The 25284-nt window shown below is 47.7% G+C and carries 18 protein-coding genes; 3 read left to right on the top strand and 15 right to left on the bottom strand.

Going from position 1 to position 25284, the window contains the following annotated elements:
• Positions 1-33 precede the first annotated feature (33 nt).
• The 8 genes from ASL11_RS30955 to ASL11_RS30920 form a co-directional block, all read right to left on the bottom strand.
• Entirely contained in the window at positions 34-909 is an 876-nt protein-coding gene (locus ASL11_RS30955; protein ID WP_056623537.1) for a carbohydrate ABC transporter permease, read from the bottom strand.
• A gap of 12 nt (positions 910-921) precedes the next feature.
• Entirely contained in the window at positions 922-1887 is a 966-nt protein-coding gene (locus ASL11_RS30950) for an ABC transporter permease (RefSeq protein WP_082596000.1), read from the bottom strand.
• A 214-nt stretch (positions 1888-2101) separates the two neighbouring features.
• Positions 2102-3382 (bottom strand): FAD-dependent oxidoreductase, encoded by a 1281-nt coding sequence (locus ASL11_RS30945; protein ID WP_056623535.1) that lies wholly within the window; start codon positions 3380-3382, stop codon positions 2102-2104.
• A gap of 21 nt (positions 3383-3403) precedes the next feature.
• Positions 3404-4663, bottom strand: a complete 1260-nt coding sequence (locus tag ASL11_RS30940; protein WP_056623531.1) for a hypothetical protein — start codon at positions 4661-4663, stop codon at positions 3404-3406.
• Positions 4664-4771: 108 nt separating this feature from the next.
• On the bottom strand, positions 4772-5641 hold the full coding sequence (locus ASL11_RS30935) for an AraC family transcriptional regulator (protein WP_056623528.1): 870 nt from the start codon (positions 5639-5641) through the stop codon (positions 4772-4774).
• Positions 5642-5685: 44 nt separating this feature from the next.
• On the bottom strand, positions 5686-7563 hold the full coding sequence (locus ASL11_RS30930) for a cache domain-containing sensor histidine kinase (RefSeq protein ID WP_056623526.1): 1878 nt from the start codon (positions 7561-7563) through the stop codon (positions 5686-5688).
• A gap of 17 nt (positions 7564-7580) precedes the next feature.
• Entirely contained in the window at positions 7581-9197 is a 1617-nt protein-coding gene (locus tag ASL11_RS30925) for a response regulator (RefSeq protein WP_056623523.1), read from the bottom strand.
• 112 nt (positions 9198-9309) lie between these two features.
• A complete protein-coding gene (locus ASL11_RS30920; protein WP_056623518.1) occupies positions 9310-10350 on the bottom strand; it encodes a LacI family DNA-binding transcriptional regulator in 1041 nt (346 codons plus the stop codon).
• Between the two features lie 236 nt (positions 10351-10586).
• Here ASL11_RS30920 and ASL11_RS30915 point away from each other — a divergent pair, with 236 nt between their 5' ends.
• Entirely contained in the window at positions 10587-11999 is a 1413-nt protein-coding gene (locus tag ASL11_RS30915) for an FAD-dependent oxidoreductase (protein ID WP_056623513.1), read from the top strand.
• 20 nt (positions 12000-12019) lie between these two features.
• The gene (locus ASL11_RS30910; protein WP_056623510.1) at positions 12020-12631 is read left to right on the top strand and encodes an SGNH/GDSL hydrolase family protein; all 612 of its coding nucleotides are present in this window, start codon (positions 12020-12022) and stop codon (positions 12629-12631) included.
• A 372-nt stretch (positions 12632-13003) separates the two neighbouring features.
• Here the strand turns inward: ASL11_RS30910 and ASL11_RS30905 are convergent, their stop codons facing one another.
• Positions 13004-13555, bottom strand: coding sequence for a DUF559 domain-containing protein (locus ASL11_RS30905; protein ID WP_327205123.1), 552 nt, complete (start codon positions 13553-13555; stop codon positions 13004-13006).
• A 621-nt stretch (positions 13556-14176) separates the two neighbouring features.
• A complete protein-coding gene (locus ASL11_RS30900; protein WP_056623507.1) occupies positions 14177-14944 on the bottom strand; it encodes a phytanoyl-CoA dioxygenase family protein in 768 nt (255 codons plus the stop codon).
• A gap of 143 nt (positions 14945-15087) precedes the next feature.
• On the opposite strand from ASL11_RS30900, the gene ASL11_RS30895 reads away from it, so the two are divergent.
• Positions 15088-15858 (top strand): helix-turn-helix domain-containing protein, encoded by a 771-nt coding sequence (locus ASL11_RS30895; RefSeq protein ID WP_056623504.1) that lies wholly within the window; start codon positions 15088-15090, stop codon positions 15856-15858.
• A 10-nt stretch (positions 15859-15868) separates the two neighbouring features.
• Here ASL11_RS30895 and ASL11_RS30890 read toward each other — a convergent pair whose 3' ends face one another.
• The 5 genes from ASL11_RS30890 to ASL11_RS30870 all read right to left on the bottom strand — a co-directional run bounded on the left by ASL11_RS30890 (position 15869) and on the right by ASL11_RS30870 (position 25125).
• The gene (locus ASL11_RS30890) at positions 15869-16750 is read right to left on the bottom strand and encodes a TolB family protein (protein ID WP_056623499.1); all 882 of its coding nucleotides are present in this window, start codon (positions 16748-16750) and stop codon (positions 15869-15871) included.
• A gap of 95 nt (positions 16751-16845) precedes the next feature.
• Positions 16846-18885: a heparinase II/III domain-containing protein gene (locus ASL11_RS30885; protein ID WP_056623643.1), complete on the bottom strand. Its 2040-nt coding sequence runs from the start codon at positions 18883-18885 to the stop codon at positions 16846-16848.
• 14 nt (positions 18886-18899) lie between these two features.
• Complete coding sequence (locus ASL11_RS30880) at positions 18900-19670, bottom strand: SDR family NAD(P)-dependent oxidoreductase (RefSeq protein WP_056623495.1); 771 nt, start codon at positions 19668-19670, stop codon at positions 18900-18902.
• 40 nt (positions 19671-19710) lie between these two features.
• The gene (locus ASL11_RS30875; RefSeq protein ID WP_056623494.1) at positions 19711-20748 is read right to left on the bottom strand and encodes an SGNH/GDSL hydrolase family protein; all 1038 of its coding nucleotides are present in this window, start codon (positions 20746-20748) and stop codon (positions 19711-19713) included.
• A gap of 33 nt (positions 20749-20781) precedes the next feature.
• Complete coding sequence (locus ASL11_RS30870; protein WP_056623491.1) at positions 20782-25125, bottom strand: chondroitinase-B domain-containing protein; 4344 nt, start codon at positions 25123-25125, stop codon at positions 20782-20784.
• Between the last annotated feature and the right edge of the window lie 159 nt (positions 25126-25284).

Raw genomic sequence — 25284 nt, 5'->3', positions numbered from 1 at the left:
CTTGATGCTCGCATCATAGGCGTTAATGCAGATTTACCCTTTTACAGATCCAATAAGTACACCTTTGACAAAATGCTTTTGCAAATACGGATAAACAAGCAACATCGGTATGATTGAAGCGATGACGGTCGCAGCTCGAATGCCTTCCGCTGATACGTTCATCATATCGTCAACGCTCTTGTTCACAGCACTGGAGCTATCTGCATCCATGACAATATCTCGCAAGTAGAGCTGCAATGGCTTAAGACCTGCGTCATTAATGTAAAGCATGGGATGAAAATAGTCGTTCCAGAAGTAAACCGCATAGAAAAGAGCAATCGTTGCGATGACAGGCACGCTTAATGGTAGAACAATTTTCCAAAGAATCGTGAAATTGCGAGCGCCATCCATTTTGGCAGACTCTTCAAGCGACTCTGGCAATGATTCATAGTAACTTTTGATAACAAGCATATTGAACACACTAATCAGTGCAGGCAGCATCAGCGACCATAAGCTATTGATTAAATGTAGTTTCTTCATCAATAAGTAATTCGGAATAATACCGCCATTAAACATCATCGTGAATATGAACAGCACCATAATAAAAGAAATACCGGGTAGATGCCTTTTGGACAATGGATAAGCTGTTAACGCTGTCACCAGAATCGCAATCACTGTTCCTACAACCGTAATTAGGAGCGATATCCCAATGGAATGGAGGAATTGGCTGGACGACACCACATATTTCATCGTATCTAACTGGAAGCCGACTGGGATAATGCCAACTTTGCCGGAAACTACAGCTGATTCTTCACTAATTGCTTTGGATAAAATATTCGCTAGTGGCAGCAAAGTAGCTAAGCCGCACAGGAGTAAAACAAGATAAATACAAATGTCAAAGGTCCAATCACTCAGTGTTTTCTTATGCATGCTCTGCCCCCCCTACCATATGCTTCGCTTGATCAGCTTTTTGCTAAGTTCATTACCTGCAACGATCAAGATAAACCCAACAAGAGAGTTGAACAACCCGACTGCTGTACTAAAACTATAATCTTGTTGACCGAGCCCTTGACGATAGACGAAAGTCCCGATCACATCACCTGATTGATACACGACAGAATTGTACATCGTTAATATTTGCTCCGTACCCGCTTCAAGCAAGTAACCCATACGTAAAATCAAGATCAAAACGATGGTTGGTACAATGCCTGGCAACGTAATGTGAAGCATTTGTCTAATGCGGCCTGCGCCATCAATGGATGCAGCTTCATACTGTTCCTGCTCAATACCTGCAATAGCTGCGATAAAAATAATGGCGTTCCAGCCTGATTCTTTCCAACCAGCGGTGAATACGACCACGCTTCGGAAGAATTGGTTGTCCAGGAAGAAGGAAATCGGTGTCCCTCCGAACCACTCAATCACATTGTTCACTAGACCGCCTGATGGGGACAGGATATTAATAAATAACCCTGATATGATGACCCATGATAAGAAATGTGGTAGAAAGATAATCGTTTGAATCGTCTTCTTGAAAAAAGCCTTCCGAACCTCATTTAAGAAAAGTGCAATGATGATCGGTATCGGAAAAAGAAGCACAATTTTGTAAACACTGATCAACAAGGTATTCACGAAAACCTGATAAAACTCTTCGGAATGGATCAGCTTCTCGAATTGATCCAGACCTACAAACTTACTTCCCATAAACCCATCGAAAATATTAAAGTCTTGAAATGCGATGATAATCCCATACATAGGCGCATATTTGAATATAAGCAAAAATAGTATCCCTGGGATTAATAAAAGGTATAAATCATAATTAGTGACAACCAGCTTCCAACGGCCGCTACCTTTGATCTTCGGCTTGGCGTGAGCTGTTTTTCGTTCCGCCTCTGTAAGTGTAACACTCATGAATGGCTCACCTCCGTGTTCTTATAGGTCAATTATATAGGTCGCCAAAGTGGACTTGTAGATGGTAATATTTCTGTTTCTGGTGCAATCTTATGATGTTTCGCAAAAAAAGCCGACCTCTTGACCGAAGAGGCGGCTTGTCTTATGACTATTATGGAATTAATATTCATGACAATAAATGGATGTTTGTTGATTGTTATCCAGTTATTGCGTATTAGTGATGTGACACTTGCCCTTGCTTATAAAAGACAACATCCTGACTGCTCAGCGCGCTATGAAGCGTTTCGATCGAAACGTCCTGGACAGAGCAGGCATCGTCTGTGGCGATGGATGCCGCGATTCCAGCCGCTTGCCCTAGAGCGTAGCAAGTCGCCTGTACCCGCATGGAGGACATCGCTACGTGCGTGGCTGAAATCGACCGTCCCGCTACCAGCAGGTTATCCAGTTGCTCTGTCACCATGCATCGGTAAGGAATGTCATAGCCATCGACCTTCCGCTCATCCGTCGTTTTTTGTCCATCGGGACTATGAATATCGATTTCGTAGTTCGTTTGTGCTACCACATCCGCAAAGCGTGTTCCGTGCACGACGTCTTGCTCCGTTAGTGTGTAGAGACCCTGGATCTGATTGGTCTCCCGGACGCCGACTTGATTCGCGATATGCGAGAGCGCGTAGGTTTCAAATCCGTTGCGTTGTAAGTAATTGACGACGGAAAACACTTGTCTCAATGCCTCGGTCTCCGCATAATTGACGTCCTCAATTTTCGCCCCATTGCCTTTGACACGTGTCATATTCACTAGCAGTGTGCCGTCATTGTTTCGTTCCCAATATAAACGGCGACCTTGAGGTAAATCCGATACTTCGTCATATCGATAGCAGCCTTCAGGTAAAATTTGGGCTACTGGCTTTCCTGTATTTTGCATCATAAACATCAATGTCATGGGTTGAGTCATGCCATCTTCATCTCGTCCCGACGTATAAGGTACACCCGCATCTAATGCGGCTCTTGCATCTCCCGTACAGTCGATGAACTGCTTGCCTTCGAAAGCTTTCAAACCCTCACGCGTCGATACGATGACAGCCTTTACACTTCTGTCTTCCTTCACCGTGCCGATAAACTCCGCATGATAGATTACCTGTACGCCTTCCTTCTTCATTTTCTCATTTAAGTATTGTCTCAGTATGAAAGGCGAATATTGCGGGGCAATCGACACATCGTGATCTTTCGGCAAATGGTCGGCCAGTGCTTCGGCAATCATCTCCCGGTAAATACCCGTCACGTTACCAATCGGCATAAAAACACTAACGTTTCCGAGCGTCCCCATACCGCCTAATTGGCCCGATTTTTCCAGCAAAGTGACTTTCTTCCCTAGTCTCGCTGCGCTAATGGCAGCTGCCGTTCCAGCAGGTCCACCGCCAATAACAACGACATCAGCTGAATCGTACGTTTCGATCTGTCTTTGAAAATCATAAGTTTGAGTTGGTTGGTTGCTCATTGTCATCCTTCTTCCATTAAGTTATTGATTGCCAGCCTCTTGCTGTTTCGCCCATGCTTGGAAAAATTTCTCCCGCTCTGCCAACTCTACATCTGCAACCTGCCTTACATAATCCAGATCTTCACCGAACAATTCTGGCGTCCACTTACGACCGAACGCGGCATGCGTCACTTCGTCTGCCCAGTCGTAATCCTGGAACCGCTCCATCAATGGGTGCTTGGCTTCGTCACGACAGAATTCGTACTCCGCAATTTTGCCAGGGCGCCGCATCGCCTTTTCCTCAAAACCAATGCTTAAGAGCGCATATCGCTGTGCCGGAAGCTTCTCGATGAGTGGATCATAGCCGCCCACGTATTGACGCAACGACATCCAATCAATGCCCTCTGCCTCGAGCGCCGCTTGACCGAACAACGCGTGCCGTACTTCATCCCACAGATGCCGCGCCAAATCCTCGTAAAACTCCCATGGCATAAGCTTCTGGTCATAAATGACGCTCGCCAGATTCTCCACCGCGGACATTTCCTCTTGTCTGGCCTTCATCATTCCGATTAGTCGAATTTTCAATGGATCCTCAGGCAAGTTCGGCACGGCCCGTCCCATGGTAGGTGTTCCCATCTTCTTAGCATCACGAATGGCTTGTTTCGGCATCTCATAAACGTTGCCGGACCGCCATCGGGCAGGGACATGTGTGGAAGTGCCCTGTTCGCCGCTAATCCCCCCAGCTGCATCCAAATATCCTGTGATTCTGCTTTCGAATTCCGCCGCTAGCTCCAAGGACTCCCCTTCTTGCTGCAACGTCTCAATCATGCCTTCACCCCAAGTGATCTGTTCACGTAAATCGGAGGAAAGTGCCTTGAGCAAGCGAACCGTCGGATAATCGACGAGCTGCTGCGTATCTGTCATATGTTGCGTAACCGCTTTCAGCAAAGCCGGTTTCACTACCCTATACACACCGACCAGCAGCTCCAGATCGCTTTGCGCATGAATCAACTCGTCAAAGAGCAAAGCAAGTGTGACGTTCGGCTGTTTTTGCAATAGCATAGGGGAGGTTCTTAGTTCCAGAATTCTTCGACGTAGGGAACCTGCCGCTTCTGCATCCTCATATAGATGCTTGCCTAACGCAGCCTTCAAATGCCAGTTCTCTCTCGCCGGAAGCTGTCCTGCTGCACAAAAGAACAATTGCTCATGGATGTACCTGTATCTACGCAGCAATTTCGAGTTCATCTCTACACTATATGTCCCTGTACCGAACGGATTGGCAATACCTGCATACGAGATCATATTGGCCTCCCTAAGCTTGAATGGATATGGTGTATGGCATCATTATAAGGCGAGATCGCATGATTTGGCTTTGTCAAAATTCTTAATAAATGTATCAAAACGTCTTTTTCATTGTTTATGTCTCCTATGGCTTGGCGGACATCCGAAGCGAAGTTTATACATTTTTGAAAAATGATGCACACTCGAGAACCCACAGCTATCGGCGATGTTTTGAAGCGGCATCGAGGTGCCTCGTAAAAGTTCCGTCGCATGTTCGAGCCTTAGTTTAAGCAAGTATTGATGAGGCGCCATATCGAATTGGTTTCGGAATAGCATGGAGAAATAGGAACGAGACATGAACGCTTTACGGGCCATTTCCTCTACAGAAAGCGGTTCAGATAACCGATACTGCATGTACGCGGGCACCCAGTTTAGGGAGATGGCGTTTTTATGTTCAGAGCTGTCTTGGGACGTATATTCTTTTAGTAACTCCAGAATAATTTCTGCGGCATACACATGCGCTTGAAGCCTGGCCAGTGCATGTTGACGGTTCCAGTGCTCGATAATTTGCAGAAAGACATCTGCCATCCACTCATTCCTAGAAGACTTAAACACAATAGGAACGGCAATATCAGCAAAAGTTGTTAAGTCTGGTTGCAAATTGACCAATTCAGGATGAGTGCCTCTCTCCAACGGCACAATCATAGGAAGTCGCTCTCCACCTCCAGATGAAAAGAGCTCGAAGTGGAGCGCCATGACCGTCAATGGCGACTCCGATTCGAGCTGATGAACAACACCAGGCTGGATCAAACTGAACTGCCCAGGCTTCAATAGATACGTATTCGCATCAATAGTTAATTGTGCTGAACCGTCTTGTACATAAAGCAACAAATAATCCGTTATGATTCTTGCATGCGTATTCCACTGTTTAAAATGCAACAGATCCGTATATCTAATATGCGGTATCAAATCTTGATTTAGGATGGACTCCGTAACCAATCTTATCCTTCCTTTCGACGCACGGCACAATGATATTGGTGGTGCTAGCTGCTTGATTCTATGATTTGCCGTTGCAATTGAAATCTTGCTGTGATCGTGGTTCCTACCCCAAGCTGAGATTGGATGCTCAACCCGTAGGATTCACCCGAGAACAAACGAATTCGTTCATTCACGTTGTATAAGCCATAGGAGCTTCCAGAACCATCTGTTCGCATGGCCGGTCTAGGTTCTGTTAGCAGGGTTTGGGCAAAATCAGGATCCATACCAATGCCATCATCAGTAACGGATAGAAGCAGATCATCCCCTTCTATAGAAGCGCGAATCGTAATTTTACCTGTTTTCCCTTTTGATTTACGTATGCCGTGAAGTAGCGCATTTTCTACAATCGGTTGCAAAGTGAGCTTAGGAATGAGATACGATTCTAATGTAAGTCCTACTCTCGGGGTTTCATCCGATTCATCCTTCCCAGTTAGCTCGAACACGAACTCGAAGCTTTTGGGAAAACGCGTCTGCTGAATTTCTAAGTATACTTTCGCAAGTTCCAGCTCATCTGTAACCGTTACGACATCTTTGCCTTTATTCAAGCTAAGCCTAAAATAACGAGCAAGCCCGTCAATCATTTGGCTAATATCGTGCGCTTTATGTCCAATGGCAATCCAATTAATCGTATCCAATGTATTGTAGAGGAAATGGGGATTAATCTGCGCTTGCAGAGCACGTAACTGTGCCTCACGCTCTTGCACCTTGGATCTATAGGTTTCCTCCATTAAATCTTTCACACGATGAATGAGATGATCCACACTTTTTTCTAGCAGATTAAAATCACCATCCGATGTAACTGTCCTTTCCTCCAGGCCTGCCACACCTTCGCGTTTAATGGCTTTAATAACCGTCTGAACGCGTCGATTCATCCCTCGTACGATAAAGGCTAATAAAATGAAAACGAGGATCAGGAATAGTATCGTCACCCCTGTTAACGTAGCTACACTCGAAAATTGATTTAACGAGGTAGCCCTTGAGTTGATGCCCTTCTTCGGAACCTCAGCTACAAGCTTCCAACCTGTGGCGTCTACTGTGGTGTAAACGACATATTGTTGCGTATCATTCTCAACAATTGGCGATACACCTTCCTTATTTGCTTCAATAACCTGTAGAACCGATTTCGATTCTAACTTAGTCCCTAGTAAGGATTTATCACTGTGAAACACAATGGAGCCATCCGGAGCAACGATAAAGACACTCTGGTCTTTGTTCAGTGAGATGCCTGCGACGATATTTTCAAGCGTCTTCGCTTCTACGTCTAGGGATAAGTATCCGGATACATTGTCGAAATGATTTGGGTCTCTTAGGAGGCGAATGCCTGAGAATATGAATTTGGTATCCTCTGGATTTTCAATAAACTTTTCCTCATAAACACCTGTCCAAACGAGATGACCGCTAGCATTCTTTACTTTCTCATACCAAGGACGTGTCATGAGTGTTTCAATTGTGAAAAAATTTACTTTCTCATGAGAAAATAGCTTTTTCTCATCTACATATAGTCGGACACGAAACACATTCGTATTGGTCTGGATATTATCAATTAATAACCGCATTTCTTTTAATGCATCAATTTGTTCGCTGTAGGAGGACGAGTTATTTAAATACTCCACTAGCTTAAGATTCGTAAACAACGAATTCGACGTATCCCGCAAGTTATCGAACTGATGATCCAGATTAATTTCGGCCTGTTTCAACGTTTGAAGCATCGAACGCGTCACTTCTTCTTCCAAGATGTGCGAGTATCGCTGGGAATAGGCATATAAAAAAATGGAAGCAGGTATGATAATCAACACCGCATAGGCGATCAGCCATAGCCTTGCTGCAAGAACACTTTTGAAAATCATCGTAATAAACGTCCAGCCTCTGTTCTTGACATGCATGATGAACCCTACTCTCTTTACATGACTTGCTCACGGAAGGAGCTCGGTGTATATCCCGTATATTTTTTGAATATTTTGCTAAAATAACTAGGATCCGAATACCCCACCGCATAGCATACTTCATAAAACTTATTGGCGGGATCCTTCAGTAGCTCTTTCGCCCGCTCCACGCGAACCTTGGTCATATATTCGTTAATCGTTTCCCCAGTTTCTTGTTTAAAAAGCAAACACAAATACGTCGTAGACAGGAATACTTCCGTCGCGATATCGCCTACTTGCAAATTCTCCGCATACCGTTTATCGATAATCGCCCATGTCCGTTCGATCACATTTTTGGATTTGCCATTTCGTTTCTCCCCAATGCGTTCACATACCTCGACCAAAAACACGTCGACAAGACGATGTAAAGCACCTAACGTTTCTTGCTGGAACACTTTGGCCATGAGCTCGTTTTCTTTACTTTCGAGATCTTGCTTCTGGACATGCAGCTCCAACAATATTCGACTGGCTAGAAGCAGCAATTGAAGACTGATGTTACGTCCATAAGCAATACCATTTGTCCGATTACGCGACAGCGCATTATACATTTCGTGCAGCTCTTCCTGCACTTTCAAGGTATCTGCAGACTTCAAGGATGAGACGATACGCTCTTGCTGTGAGGCATCAAACCGATACACACTCTCCTCGGCTTGTTCCAAATTGTCCATGGAAATGATCTGGTTTTTGCCTAAAAACCATCGTTGATCGGCCGCTTCCTTCGCTTGCGAATAGGATTGCGGCAGACTGGCAAGTCTGGAAATCCGTTCACCTACTCCGATCGTAACGCTGATTTTCAAATAATTATGAAGGCTTTCGCGGACTTCCTCTGCTAGGGTGAACAGCAAGCTTTCCTGATCATCTTCCTGAGCCATACGAAGAATTCCTACGAATTCGCCGATCTGATTTTCAAAAACATAGCCGCCAATCTTTCGCTCAATCAGCTCTTGCACTATATTCAGAACCGAATAGGATAGCAGCTGTTGGTCTCTCTCAGACCGCGTTTGTGCAACTTCAGTGGCATCATCGATCCGAATAGCAATGACCCAATAGGCTCCCTCCATTGGCAGCTGCAAATTAAGGAAATCGATACGATCCTGCACACGTGACGGGTAAATGACACCTTCCCGAATCAGTGACATAAGGAATTTCTCCTGCAGCAGGGGCATGCTCTGTATGAGCTTGACCTGCATATCTTCAATAAGTTTGCGCTCTTGCTGCTCTTCATTGAGAGAGCTTACTAACCTTTCGATAACTATCTCCAATTCGCCCAAATTGACAGGCTTAAACATATAATCAACCGCTTTAACCTTCAGCGCAGATTTCAAATACTCAGCATCATCGTGACCGCTAACGAACACAATTTTGATATGAGGAAAGCGTTCACTTAACTGGTTGGACATCTGAATCCCATCCATATTGGGCATTCGCACGTCGGTTAGGACAAGATCCGGCTTCTCACGCTCGATTACCTCAAGCGCTACGTCACCATCATCTGCTTCGCCTACAACCTCAATCCCAAATGCCTTCCAGTCAAAATAATTACTTAACCCGAAACGTACTGTCGGTTCATCGTCCACAATGACAAGTTTATACATCTGGTGTCGGCCTCCCTAATCGCAGTTCTCTATATTATAACTTGGACAAAGCCATGAGACATAGGAGGATCTTATGATTTCTGGTGCGATCTTAAGGTTCGGATAGGCTGGCTTAGGATGAGATCCCTGCAGTTGTAAGACCAATATGGAATTCACCTTGAATGCGAATATGTTCAAAAGGCAATGTCGGATTGGCAATCCGCCACAGCATCCGATCCGCTGCGCGATATCCCGTTTGTGAGATCGGAAGAAGCGGACGTGTAAATTCCGGCAATACTTCAGGTTGTTCATTGAGGAAACCAACTAACGAAATATCGTCTGGAACTCGGATCTGAAGCACCTTGCAGGTGTCATAGACCACAGGCACTTCATGATCGATGCCGCAAATGATGGCAGTTGGCTGTTGTTGTTGAATTTGATTAAGGAGTTCATTGTGCCACTCCATATTACTGTCACGTGGACCTATGCAATGCTCGGAAGGCGAGATCGTGATGCCAGAGGCTTGCATCGCATAGCCAAACGCCTGCCAACGCAGAATAGATCCTCGCTGCATTAGGATGTCACCCACATACATAATGCGCTCATGCCCTTGACTTCGCAGATAGGCCACAGCCTGGCAAGTCGCTTCGTAGACATCCCAGATAACACTGTCAATTTTGACACCCGACGGTGGAAAACTTAGGAGAATTCGGGGAATGGGAAGCTCAAAAAGCACCGTTTCCCACTCCTGAGGCAAAATGCTCGGCGCAATGAATATACCGTCTGCATATAGGACTCCTGCTTCCTCTAGCCAAGCTGCCATCTTCTCTTGTTTTGGGCGCTGCGGCAGCATGAGCAGCTCAATGCGATGTCCGAAGGAGAAGAATCGATCCTGCAGACCTTGCAGCAGCAAGCGGTTATATGACACGGATTCTGCTGTCTGAACAAGCAGAAAACGCAGGCGCTCATTCGGGTAAGGCGCAATATGATCCAGCCTCAAACTGCGGATCTGGTCCATCGTGTAATAGCCGAGCTTCTCGGCTGTTTGGACAATGAGTTGGCGAGTCGCCTCCGACATACCATGCTTGCCCTTCAGCGCTTTATTCACGGTTTGCACCGTTAAGCCAAGCTCGATGGCGATTGTTTTCATTGTGACTGCTTTGCGGGTTGGCATGGGGTTGATTACACCTCCAATACGTTGTTTGTAACGGACAATAGTTAAAAGACACAACTGACATGACTTATTCATGTCCACTATATCACGCTTACTTTTTGGATGAAATAAAAATTAAACTAGTTCCTTCGTTACGGCGATCTATAATGAAAACAAAGGCTTTCTGAATATGTAAACGCGAAAACAATGCGACGGTTTAGACTCGCCAATGTCCACCCACTAGGAGGAAAATTCGAATGACTAACTCATCTACTAACAACTTAACCGTAACCATACCTGCTCAAAAGCTAACAGTCAGTCACACCCCAGATGTCGTCGTTGTTGGCGGTGGTGCTACAGGTATTGCCGCTGCAATAGCGGCAGCGCGTAATGGTGCCAGCACGCTCTTAATCGAGCAAAGGGGCTACCTAGGAGGCATGGGAACTGCTGCACTTGTACCTGCATTTTGCCCATATACCGATGGAGAAAAGCCTGTTATTCGTGGTATCGGCCTCGATTTGTTAGAAAAAATGAAACACGCAGCCGGAGAAGATTTCCTTAATCGATATGAAAAATTGCTGGACTGGGTTCCAATCGATGTGGAAACGCTCAAGCGTGTCTATGATGCCGAAGTACTTGCCAGCGGTGCACAAGTGCTATTCCATACCGTTGCTGATCAAGTACTGCTTGATGGGGATCGCATCAGCGGTCTTGTCATTAGCAATAAATCCGGTCGCTCCGTCGTGCAAGCGAAACTGTACATCGATGCATCTGGAGATGCGGATCTTGCAGCATTAGCTGGGGTTCCTTTTCAAGTTGGGGGCGAAAATGGAGAGCTTCAGCCGGGTACGATGTGCTATGTCGTTACGGGTGCAGATAAGGATCGCTTCAGTCAATTTCTCGCTGAAACAGGCCAGCATCCGCAGCTTGAAGAACTCGTGACCTTAGCCCAGCAGAATGGTGAACTGCCAGAAGGACGCAAGCGCATTTCAGGGATGGCTTGGATTTCGAATTCCGTAGTTGGTTTTAACTTTGGCCATGTCTTCAATATCGACGGAACAAAAGCAGAAGATTTAACGCGTGCCGCGATCGAAGGACGTCAGTTGATTGATACACAAATTCGATTCTTGAAGAAATATGTGCCTGGCTTTGAGCATATTTTCCTTGTCCATTCCGGCGATCAAATCGGTATTCGCGAAACCCGCCGCATTCAAGGCGACTACACCCTTGTCGTGGACGATTTCCTCTCGATGCGTACCTTCGAGGACGATATTGCCCGTAATTCCTACTTTATTGATATCCACTTGGCGAATGCCGGATCTACAATGACGATTAAGCATTTGCCAAAAGGAAAATCCCACGGCGTGCCTTATCGCTGTATGCTTCCGCAAGGCAAATCGAATCTCATCGTCGCAGGACGCTCTGTTTCGTCTGATCGTCCCGTACAAGGTTCTCTTCGCGTAATGCCGAATTGCTTCGCCATGGGTGAAGCTGCTGGTGTTGCAGCTTCGATGGCGAGCGTTAAGGATATTGGCTTCCGTGATGTGTCCATTCCTGAATTACAGCGCAAATTGATCGAGCAAGGTGCCTATCTGGGAGACAATCCAGGACTCGCATATGCAGATCAAGAGGTCGCTGTCGGGTCTGTTCATTATGAAAACGAGAATTAATCGAAAGGGGACTCTCTGGCATGCTTAACAAATGGGAGGGAAAAACCTGGGGGACTCTCGGCGACAGCATCACCGAAGCTGATGGCTATCAGCCGCTAGTGCAGGAAGCGCTAGGCTTCGCAAGCGTGATCAACTATGGCAAAAGCGGCTGTCCCATGACAGCTGGCGGTGATCGTGACTATGGAGCGACGACTCATGTTGGTCGGATGATTGACACTACCTTAGATTGCGTTACCATCTTCGCTGGTGTGAATGATTTTCGTTTAGATAAGCCGATCGGGGAGTTAGGGAGTAAGGACGTGTTTACGTTTCACGGTGCTTATGCCACGTTGATCGAAGACATTTTGACGAAAAATCCGAAATGCCGATTGAGTTTATGGACCCCGCTGCAGCGAGATAAAGATCTATATGACATTTTCTATGTCAACGCGGCTGGTCATCGTCTCCTTGATTATGTCGAGGCTATCAAGAAGATTGGCTTGTTGTACGGGTTGCCTGTGCTTAATCTGTACGCGGAAAGCGGATTAAACATGCTGACACTGTCCCACTTCACATCGGATGGCTTGCATCCGAATGAGGCTGGCCATCGGCGGATTGCTGATATGGTTGTACCGTTTTTGTTGGGATTGTAAAAAAGTAGGGAAACAGCCGATCTCGGGGGTTAGATACCTGGGGTGGCTGTTTTTTTTCGTGGGGGATAATGGTGTAGGACTAGTGAGAGGACTGGTGTAGCAGGGCAGGGTGTGTGACTAGCGGGATCTCTGGTGCGCGTGGAGGGTGAGTGGATGGTGAGAGAGTAGCTGGATTGGGCAAGGTTGCGAAATAACTGGATTTCATCCAGCTAATTCAGCAACTTTAGTCTGATTATTGAGAATAGATGGAAAAGGTCCATCTATTCTCTGCCTTTATGGCGCAATCAGTTGTTTTCGCTGAAATTAGCTGTATAATTTCCAGCTAATTGAATAAATCGATGATTTCTCGATAAATTAGCTGTATGTTTTCCATTAATCTATGTTAGCGAACAAGACATTTCCAGCTAATGTGTACTTAACGATGCGCTGCCCCTTTCCGCTATAGGCAGGTGTGAGCATGCCTTTCAAGCAAAGCTTCTTCAGCATCATGACCGCTGTCCGATGATCGATATCAAAATGCTGCTCCACATCCTTCGGCCGAATCGGCTCTGCACGCTGAACGGCGAGACGAAGGACTTCTTTTTCTGCCATGTAGGCGCGTAGAACAGGCGTTGCACTCGCTTGATATCTCGCCATCACCATTCGCAGCAAGGCTATACAGAGCTCCGGCCTTTGCTCAACATCATCATAAGAGAAGGAAATGACTTGATACCCCATCGCATGAAGAAACGTTTCGCGATTCAATTCATTGCAAAATTTCTGCCTGTCCAGATCACGAACATGCGTGGCATAGCCTTTTATTTCTATCAGCAGCTTTACAAAGCCTGGCAACCAAGCAAAATCAGCAAAGTAAGAACGCCCACGCCAGTCAAGCACCTCATATTCAGGGTGAAGATGCTCTCGAAGTCCCCACGTAAATTCCACCAAATTTGTTTAGCAAAGAGTGCCTCCCCATGCCCATGTCCTCTCTCCAATCTGCCGCGCCGCTCCCCACTACGATTGTCTAAATGTGTTCGAATAAACACGTTATGCGCCTCCACAACATTCATTTCTCTCATCTCCTTCTAGATAAACAAAAAACGCCCCGCATCCATTCAAATAGAATGGAACGGGACGTTCTTCGTCACTCAAATGTAATTATAAGGAAATTTTTGATGAATGACTAGTCCTGATTAACTAGATACAGGTCAATTTAGCTGGTAGCTATTCGTGCATTTTTAAAATAACTGGATTTCCTGTAGCTAATTCAGCACCATTCGCCCGATTTATTGAAATAACTGGAAAACATACATGTAAAATCGACAGAAACTCGAATATCGCACGCAAACACGAGAATTAGCTGTGCATTTTCCATTTAAATGGATAGAATCTCGATTTTCTCCATAATTAACTGTACTTTTTCCATCTATAGTGTGTGTGGGGGGCCGTGCGTGAATCGGGGTACGTTTGGATCGCATACGCGTGGATGGTGTACGTTTGGATCGCGTACAAGTGAATCGCGTACGTGTATGTGCGTATGTGCATCCCCTGTGATTAGTTCAACGACTACAAGAAATAATACTGACTCAAATCCTTGCCCTTCAAAGCATAACGCTTGTAGTGCTGGTAATGTGCCTTATACAGGTCGCCATCCTTCGCTGGTGCGTATGTTAGGAACAGCTGCTTGCGGCTTTTATCCGATGTATTCGTTCCACTTTGGTGCGGTGTGAAGGAGTGGAAAATAATGACGTCTCCCGGCTTCGTCTCAACGATTTCACCCGTACTAGGGTCGATTTCTGCGATTTCCTGCGCGTTCATATTCCTAAGCTCCCCTGGCGTTGAGCGAAGACGCTCGTGGTACCCTGGGAACAGCTCCAGCCCGCCATTCACAACGGTAGCCCCATCAATCGCAACCATCACGCTGATAAGCCCCTTGATCGGGAAGCCTTGCCACCAAGCAGCATCCTGATGCATACTGTAGCCGTTTGCCCCTGGCAGCTTGAAGATCAGTTTATCTTTGAACAGCTGCGGCTCATCCAAATAAATGTCACGAAGCGGCGTTAGAATCCGCTCATCCTTCACCAAATCCGCGAAGACTGCAGAAATATCATGAACTGGGTCCAGTCGTTCAATTTTTACTTCACCGTTTGCATACCCTTTGTGCCCTGCTCGCACATTATTCGGTGCCGTGTAGGCATCAAGCGTAAGGAGTTTGTCACATTCCGCTTGAAGCACGATGGCTTCTTGCTCGCTGAACACATTTCGCAGCACAAGATAGCCTTTCTCGCTATAGCTTTGAATCTGTTCTGTGGTAAGAATGTTGATTTTTTTCATGTGTGTAATCTCCTTTGTTTGTTGCTTGTATTTGCTTCCATGACTTAATAGTACTCCGAGTTATTTACATTGCACATGCACTGGTTTATGATATTTCATATACTTTTTTGCAAATGACACTTCACATAGAAAGGTGAACCGCGATGCCACCCATCCAAATGATCCGATACTATTGCAGCGGAATTAGGGACAGCTTTATGATGGAAGAAGATATGTATAAGGACTGGGTCCTGCTTGCCCCCCAATCCGGCGGATTCTCTTATAAATTAAGTACCAATGCAGAAGAAGATTTCCAAGATGTGTCGGTAGGTGAGCTTGTCATTTGTCCACCTGGCACATTGTTAAAGCGTAAAGTAACGTCACCCCTCTCCTTTATTTTCATAGAATTCAGCTCAGAGCGCACGTATTCCCATGGCAAAATCATGATCCGAGATATTCAGCGTTTAACATCCACCTTCACTTATTTGCGACATCTATCCGATGAGCCTTCCGATAAAAATGGAGCCTACGCAAACCACTTAATCGCGGATCTTCTGTTCCAAATCGAGAAAGAACAAGATTATATCCCGTCCTACCAGCAGGACAAAACAGACCCGATTACCTACCGAGCTCTTGCTTATATCGAGCAGTATGCGTTCGGATCTCACTTTCAATTGCAAGACCTCGCGAAGGAGCTGGGCCTCAGCGCTTCGCAGTTAACCAGACGTTTTCAACAGGTGTACAAGCTTTCCCCTATTGCTTACGCCACCACACTTCGGCTTCAAAAGGCACGCGCCTTACTCGTCGACACCGATCTAACGCTCGAGGATATCGCTGAGCAGTGCGGGTATCAGAATGCTTTTTATATGAGCCGCATGTTTAAACGCAAAATAAAAATAAGCCCCTCGACATATCGAAGGACTTACCGTTTCTAAAAAGCTCAACCTACTTCTTCAATTTATAGCTAACAAACGCTAATTTTTGGCTATCGGGCGACCACGAGTTGACGTTGATTGTCCCTTGTCCGCCAAACAGCGAAACTAAGGTCCGAGAAGGGCCTCCCGTACTCGCCATTAATCGAATTTCAACCTCTTTATTCGGGGGATGCGCATTAGGCTCGACATCTCCTTCGCGATAAACAATATACGCAACCGTATTCCCATCTGGGGATACGTGTGGAAACCAATTATTACTGGGCTCATCTGTCATTTGTGTCTGCTCACTGCCGTCCACGTTCATTCGCCATACCTGCATCAAACCGGATCGTGTGGAATTAAACCAGATATGCTGACCATCTGGCGAGTACTCAGGACCATCATCAAGTCCAGGAACATCTGTCAGCTGTCGCTCCACACCACCCTGAACGGGAATCGTATAAATATTGTACACGCCATTCCGCTCCGCACAATAGGATAATTCACGACCATCCGGAGACCACCCATGCAAATAGCTTGGGGCCATCGCTGTAATCAATGTAGGCTGACCGCCAACCAACGGAAACACGTAAATACGCGACTGCCCATCCTCCTCGGTGTGATGACTCACAGCAATTTGCCTATTATCCGGGGACAGCACATGGTCATTATTACACCAATTCGCATAGCCAGAATCGATCACTGTGCTCTGACCAGTAGCGATTTCATAGGTATAGAGCAACCCTCTCCGGTTATAAATGAGATGCTCGCCATCACTCGTCCAGTTCGGCGCTTCAATCAAATCATCGAATTCGGCCAATACGTGACGTTCCCCTGTGCCCACATCCACAATTTCAAGAAAACTAATGACATGCCGTTCTTCCCGCTTGCGAGGCTCCTGCAACGTATTCATGGGATACACCGTCCTTTATAATCCCATCATACTTACTCCTCAGAAGCACTGTCAAATCCCACCAAGATGATGCCTTCCCTAGCAAAAAAGAGCTGCTAAACAATCAGCAGCCCTTGTTCTGGTAAAAGTTGAACGGTCGTCGTGCGACCATCTGCGGTAATGCCAATGTGATCCTTAGCGATAAGTCCTAGCATCGCCCCCGCTCCAATACGATACACATGGATGAAGCTAGCCTGTTTACTAGATTGGCGATGCAGCAACGCAGTCAGTGGTACGCTCGGGTCGATGGAATTTCCTGGTGTTCGAACCATCAACAGTTCTTGGCCCGGAAGCATCAATGCCGTTTGATGAATCTGGACACCGTCCGGTGAAAGTAAATACTTCATGCTAACATTCGATTCTTCAGGGAAAAAGCGCCCCACGATAGGCAACTCTGGCAAGTTTGGTTGGATGTGAATAGGTGGATAGATAGCATTATCCGCAAAAGAGAGCTCTACTAGCTGCTTTGATAGTGGCGCAACTACGGGATGCATCCACCACTCGATGGACTGAGGATCCTCGCTCAAGAGCGTGACCTCGAACCAATCCAACAGCCAGTCGCTTGTTAAAAGAAGATGACGATTCAGCCTGCAACCGGCGTAGGCCATATCACTTTGCAGACAAACATAGGTGCTTGCTTCCGTTTGATCAAACCGCAGACACCGCCCTGTATGTTCGGCTTGCGATTTACCGCCTAGTGAAACCGTGTTATGACTGGCGGTCTCACCAAACCACGGACGCAGCGTGGATCCATACGGAACTACGCCGAAATCTGGCGTAAGTGTCTGGTCCTTATGCATCAACGTCAGGTGCAGCTTATCAAGGTGCCCGTGAGCACCCCCGTGTTCGCCAAAATCCACAAGAAATGACAGTGGGTTATCCACCTGTCTCCCGACAACAAAACCAGATGCTGGCCAAAGCTTTGAACCGCGCGACTTCGTAAGAGCCTCGGAGGGAATCGCTACGGTTGCCGTCGCGCCATACAGCAGCGCTTCAAGCCCGCAGCGCGAGCCATCCGCGGAGCCCATCTGCCGATAAGCCTCGCGCAGAATCGGCACGAGGCCTTCCACCGCATAATGGCTCAGCCCCAGCTCGGCTACCTCTGCGATTTCGCGGGCATATGGCAGCCGCTCCATGGGACCGTCGTGCAGCGCTGGCAGCACGCCCTGGTCATCGGCAAGCTCCGCTAGCGCCTCTACCATGCCGCGCATGGATTGCCCTTGCGTACCCTCGCACGCGTAGAGATCCTTATCACATCGCTTCGCCATCTCAGCGAAGATCAAATACGCACGCAGCACGAAAACATGATAATACGTGCTGCCTTCGAACTCCAGCTGATCGGGCTTCACGCCGATCGACAGATGATGCCGGAAGCCGCCCTCGGCTTCCACTAATGCTTCAAGCTCATGCCGCTCCCCTCGGGCGGCATATACACAAGCCAATGACGCGTTCAACCATGCGGTATAGTTGTTCTCCGCATTGTTCCGCTCGTGGATCAAAATCCCACGATACGCGCGCATGCTCTCTTCAAGCAGATGAAGGAATATATCTACCTTTTGCTGCTCATCTGAGTTAAAAACTACTCCCTCATCCAACAGCAAGACATATGCCCGAATCAGCGTCGTAGACCAGATCGATTCCGTCAGCGCTTGATGAAACGCGCGCCCTTTCAGCATCCAAGGCTGCGCATCTGGATGCACAGGATACAACGGAAACTGCGCCGCATACGCCACGATCAGCCGCTTGCTCAGCTCGGCATAGGCGTAGTCGCGCTGCGCCGCATAAACCGCAGCAGCTTGCAGCGCGATCCGCGCGAGCTGCTGGTGCTTATACACCAGCCAGGCGCCTCGATACTCGGCGCCTTCCACCACACAGCCATGCGGACAATGAAACTGCGTCGCATCGGCTACGGAAGGATCGAACAGCAGCTCCGTATGGTGCTGCTGACACACATACTGGTGCCACCAGCCGCCTGGCTCCAGTGGAATGATCAGACTGCCGCTAGCCTGCAGCCCATCCATCTCTTCCTTCAGCGAGTTCGCCACCTCACTCGCCCAAGCTAAGCGCTGCACCTTCGCGCGAATTGATTCGCTCACCTTAACGGCATCGCTCATCGCATCATCATCCCGCCGTTAACCTCAATTGTTTCCCCCGTTAGGTAGCCAGCTAGCTCAGATGCCAAATACAGAACTGCACCAGCCACATCCTCTGGTGTGCCTTCGCGCCCAAGCGGAATGCCACCGATGGTAGCCTGACGCGCTGCGTCACTCGTGAAAGTGGCGTGGAACATCGTGTTGCCGATAAAACCAGGTGACACGTTATTTACAGTGATGCCGCTTGCCGCTACTTCCTTCGCCAGCCCCTTTGAGTACGCCATCACAGCAGCTTTGCTAGCCGCATAAATGCTAGAACCAGGTCCACCGCCGTTATAGGCAGCAACCGATGACATATTAATAATGCGGCCGGCACCTTTGGCTTTCATGCCGGGCAGCACTCTTTTGCACATAAACACCGTACTTTTCAAATTCACATTCATGATGCGTTCATACATATCCTCGGTCATCTCTGCGTTCGGCACTCGCTGTACCAAATGACCCGCGTTATTCACCAGAATATCGATGGAGCCGCCAAAAGCCTGCTCAACCTCATTCACAAGCCGGTTAATTTGCTCGGGATCTGTCACATCCGCTTGCACAAGAATGGCCTCCCCGCCTGCCGCACGAATAGCCGCCACCGTTTCTTCGCCCTGAGCTATGTTAGATAGACAATTCACGCCAACCTTTGCCCCATTTGCAGCCAAAGCCAGAGCAATCGCCCGTCCAATCCCCGCATTTGATCCTGTAACAAGCGCAATTTTCCCAGTAAAATTAATTCCATTCATATGATTTCTGCCTCCTATTGAATACCTTTTTATATGTTGATCAACCTTGTGCAGCACGTAACTTATCCACAGAAGGTCGTAAAAACCCAGCCAATTGCTCCGCCATCCGACTATGTCCATAATCCGAAGGATGAATCAAATCACTTGTCAAAGAGGTAAAATCAATCATGATCTGCGCCCCATCTAACAGGGTCAAATTTGCATGCTCACGACTCTCAACGTACCGTTTTAACACATCATTAAATTGCTTTTCAGCCACACTAAACGGATGTGCCGAATCATGAAAATACGTTGCCCGATTTGGATATATCGTTGTCACAAGAATCGGTTTAGTAGGGTGATTTCGGATGATCCCATCCAATAAATAAGTCGCGCGATGCTGAAATTCCTCGGTGCTCACGGTTCCTCTCATATTGACGCCCAGTTCCAAATAGGCCAAATCCCAATCCTCCCGCTCCGCCAAATGATCGGCCAGCTCCGGCTCACAATAGCAAGACCCGCTGAGTCCTAGATTCAACACATCCGTACCAAGACGGCGTGCCGTCTGCTGGACATACCCATTATAATGACTCAAAGCGCCTGCCCCTTGTGTAATCGACGAACCGTAAGCAAGCATGGTCAACCTCGGTATTTCCTGACGATCAGGTGGCCTAATCGCAAAGCCATAAGCATCTATGTCATAAAAGATCGCTGTAAACCGGCCGCAATAGATACGCCACACTTTGGAAGAGAACGCGACATTATCTAGTAACGCAGGCGGTACCTCAGCAAATCTTTCTGGTGCTTCCAATTGTAAAGTGGTAACGACACCAGCCTTCAAGTCATACGCAGCATGGAATAAATCGCCTCTGAAAACGAGTACACGTCCATCCTTTTCTTGCGCAGCCATCGTCACTCTGATGTTCGCAGCCTCTGTCACAAATCGTATCTCACAGCCACTAGATTCAGCAGCTTTGGTTCGGCCTTTTTCGGTTAGCGATTCGCGGACCTGCTTGGGAAACCTCTGCAACCTAAGACCAGGTAGATACAATCTCGATTCCAATTCCGCTGTATTATGAAACGCCACATTCTCCAGCATCGCTTCTCTCCACGCTTTCTCTCTATGTTTGAATTACGGGGTAATGGTTGTAAAAATAAGGGTTGGTGCCTTGTTAATGTCCGTATATTCTCTGGTATATACCGTAGCCGGATTGTCGTCCGACACCATTGTTAGTCGGAAGCTGAGTGTGCCATCGCTTTGGGTCTGAACATACTTCGTTACGTCAAACGTCACGTAGCTACCAGCGGTCACAGGAAGGTCGCCTGCATCCACATCGGTAAATGCTCTTGCTGGCTGATTCGCCGCAGTGATAAGCGTTGGATCCCAGCTATCCGTGGCAATCCCATGGAGCAGTATATCAGCGCCAGCTTGTGCACTCGCAACATATAATCGCAGCTGAACCGTATCGACGGTACCTGATAATGTTGGGATAGTTACTTTCATGTAACCCGCCTGCTTCCCGCCATCTGTCTGAATGAGCATGGTTGTCGTTGTACTGTAGTTCGTATTGGCATTAGTCGATGTAACGCTATCCACATACGTATCTGCATCCACAACCTTCGTTGTTTGTGATGGTGTTTTTACCGTGATGGTCATAGCGGAAGATGTGAATCCATTATAGGTTGCCGATACAGTAGCACTTCCTAAACCAACGCCGGTAATACCGCCGCTGCCCGATATCGACACACTACTTGCCTGACTACTTGTAAAAGTAGCACCTGCCCCAGTGACGTCTTCCGTTGAGGCATCTGCGAAGTGGGCGGTCACTAGAAGCTGCTTCACTCCACCGCCGAGCGCGATACTCGCAGGTACACCTGAGATCGTAATGCTTGTCATAGCAGGCGTAACCGCTGTTACGGTATTGCTTGCCGTTGTTCGATTCGCTTGATCCATCGCTTCAACTTTGAACATGTACGACGTTCCTGGCTGAAGTTCAGTTGCGGTATACGAGGTCTTATTTCCAAAAGTAGTATCGTACAGAACGCCGTTCCGATAAATACGATAACCAACGATGTTTGTATCATCATTTGCCACTGGCCAGTTCAACGTTACTTGACGCGGAGTCACGGTTCCAAGTGATAACGGTGTGCCTGAGCTCCAGCTTGGTGCCGTGAGATCTGTCAGGAGATCAGCGGTGTACTCATCTGCTCCGACATCGGGAACACCCGCTCTCACTTCGTGCTCTACATCTTCCGTCACGAAGGACAGTGCGCCGCCACTGCCATAATTGCCGACCGAGCTATTGATCGCTGGGCTGTTAGCTGCAAGCTTTTTATAAGAAATCGTTCTAAGTCTGTCATACTCACTTGAAGTCCAAAGCCATGCGTAGTCCGTCGGACTCAAATTCAACACCGCTTCTTTCATCATCGGATAAGCAACTTTCACTTCTGATTCCGTAAGTGCAGCCGAATTCCCCGTAATTAGGAGCACCCCTTGCTGTGGGAACATGATATTGCCAGACCAGCTCAAGCCTGGAATAGGCGTCATGATTTTAATTAATTCTTGCTGACCACCAACCACCACATTATTGGCAAAAGTTACATTCTGCGGAGCCATGCCGTAACGCACAAATCCCAGCTCAATCCCGCTTTTATTATCCACGAGTGTGTTGTTTGCGATCATGATATTCTTGGCAATGTAGTGATTATTGCTTGGGATCGGCTGCGTCAAATTATCGTTATCGCCTGTAGTGAGGGCAATCGTCGCATCCCACTCCGTCCCTGTTAGCCCTTGAAAATAATTGTTATACACCTTGTGATTCTGACCGTAAACCCGCACACCACCTGTACCTAACGTTCGGCTTTCTGGGTTGGTTGGAAGTAATTCACGACCATTTCCAATAAACATGTTCCCATAGACGCTAGAACCGTTGCCCGATCTAAGGGATACTTCGCCTAAGGATTCAATAAAATAGTTGTAGCGAATGACATTGCCGCCGCTTTTGACAGAGACATATTCAGGGTCACTATCCACATGGTCGAAAATGTTGTACTGAATCGTCGCGTACGCATTCAGATGCACCAAATCCGTCACACCGAGGCGGATTCCCTCAGATTCATTTTCCTGACGAGGCAGCGTATTGCGGAAAATATTGTACTCCACCACATCGTACTGGGTAATTTCGTACGTAGCCGCTACGGTGTCTCGGTTGCCGTCGAAGAGAATAAACTTCCCGCGATCCTTTTTATTTTCCATCAAATTGTGGTCCACTTGGTTGTGATGCGAGCTCCATCCGTCGATATACACCCAGCTTGATTTGGTCGCATCTGTCGCTGAGCTTGGTGAGTGAAAATAATTGTTCGTGATCCGCATATGGTTACAACCTGTGATTCGAATCCAGTTCGAGGCTGTACTGTCCATGACGAACGTCATATCTTGGATGGTGATGTAGGAGCTGTCTGTGAATTTGATCGGACCGGCATTGAAAACGGCCATCCCTTTATTCTTCGCTTTGATCACGATAGGATTGCTGGCATCGCCATGTTTGCCTGTGATGCTAAAGGAAGCATAGTTCCCATTCTCTAGCTCAATCACAGTACCTGGGTTTGCTGCATTAATGGCTTGCGCGAGCTGGGTTGAGTTGCTTACAGAGACAGGTGGGTTCGCAATGGTTTGCGGTACCGCTGATATAGCTGGCGTGCTATTTGAACCTTCACCCGCTGTATTCACAGCACTAACGACGAAATAGTAGGTCTGACCAACCGTTAAGCCAGTTACTGTATAGTTTGTCGCTGAGATCGCAGTGGTGTTCACCGAAGTGAAAGGTCCACTCCCACTGGACGCCATCTTCACGTTATAGCCAATTGCTGTAGCCGAAGCTGTCCATGCGACGTTCACGGCACCTGTGCTAGGTAGGGACGTCGTTACGTTCGTCGGCGCATTCGGTACTGTCGGGGATGGTGTCGATCCACTTGTTGCCGTTGCTGTTACATCGTCAAATGCCGTCGCACCCGCATAACTATAAAGACCGACTTGACCCGTTGTATACGGTGTTGTGTCTGTTCCTGAGAGGACAAGTGTACTGCCGTAGTAGCCTTCAAGCTTCAGGCTGCCATCCGTGTTCTGAGTCGTTTGAAGCTTCATAGGTAAGTAGCCTAGACTGTCGAAGGAGGTGCTCAGCGTCGTGTTCGTAACGGAGACACCGCTAGCGTTCGGTGTTCCTGCCGTTTGCGGCACGCTGGTCTTCGAGCTGCCTGTCACCTTTTCCAAATAAAACTGATAGCTGGATGAGTTTTTCTTCATCGTAAACCGGTAATACGTCGCCGTTGCGCCGCTGCCTGAGTATCTGGCGACGAGTCCAGCGTAGGTGCTGTTCGCGCCAGTCACTTTTAGCTTACCTGTTAGCGCGAGGTCACCCGTCTGGATTGCAGGAGCCGTTGCTCCCCACTGATCATTCGTTAGGACATACGTGACACCTGTTGTGGTGTCCGTTTGTTTGAGGAAGTGATTGAGCCCGACTGCGGCGGTCTCTTCCCCCATTTGCCAGCTTGTGCTTCCACCGACAACGATCTTCCAAGGCTGAGTGCTGGTGGAAGCGCTGCCAACTGGTGACGTATAGCCGCTTGTGGCATTGCCATAGCTTTCGAAGTCTTCTTTGGCTGTTTTGAGTTCCACTTGGATATCGTCAAACGCTGTCGCGCCCGCATAACTGTACACACCGACTTGACCGGATGTGTATGGGGTCGTGTCTGTTCCCGAGAGGATGAGCGTGCTGCCATAGTAACCTTGGAGCGTTAGACTGCCATCCGTATTTTGGATCACTTGCAGCTTAACAGGCAAGTAGCCGAGACTATCGAAAGATGTGCTCAACGTCGTGTTCGTGACGGAAACACCGCTAGCGTTCGGGGTCCCTGTCGTTTGGGGCACGCTTACCTTCGTGTTGCCTGTTACTTTTTCAAGATAAAACTGATAGCTGGATGAGTTCTTCTTCAAGGTAAAACGGTAATACGTAGCCGTCGTTCCGCTGCCTGAGTATCTGGCAACGACTCCAGCATACGTGCTGTTGGCGCCAGTCACTTTGAGTTTACCTGATAAAGTGATGTCGGTTGTCTGAATCGCTGGCGTCGCAGCGCCCCACTGGTCATTCGTTATGACATACGTGACACCTGTGGTTGCATCCGTCTGTCTAAGAAAATGATTCTGTGTCGCTCCACCGGATGCGGCTTCCTCGCCCATGGACCAGCTCGTGCTGCCGCCGACGACAGTTTTCCATGGCTGGGTGCTCGTCGAAGTGCTCCCAACTGGTGGGGTGTAACCGGATGTTGCGTTGCCGTAGCTTTCGAAGTCCTCCGTTAACGGCAATCCTGCTGCTGAAGCTGCAGGTGAAGGGATGATGGCCAGACACAGGGATAACAGCAATAGTACAGATAACATGCCACTCAAAAGCTTCCGTTTCCTAACCATCATGTCATTCATAAATATAAATTCACCATCATGCGAAGGTGAGGGGAACGTCAGTGCGCTATTTACAACGTTTACGTGTGAGTATGATGGTTTTTTGGAGAATAGCGCATCCTCGTTCCCTTCCGGCTAGATAAAGTCTGTTTTACCCGGAATAGCGCACCCTCGTTCCCC

This window comes from Paenibacillus sp. Soil750 (assembly GCF_001428045.1).
Classification (GTDB): domain Bacteria; phylum Bacillota; class Bacilli; order Paenibacillales; family NBRC-103111; genus Paenibacillus_E; species Paenibacillus_E allorhizoplanae.
Note: the sequence above shows the minus strand (reverse complement) of the source record. Positions and strands in the feature narration are given on the sequence as shown.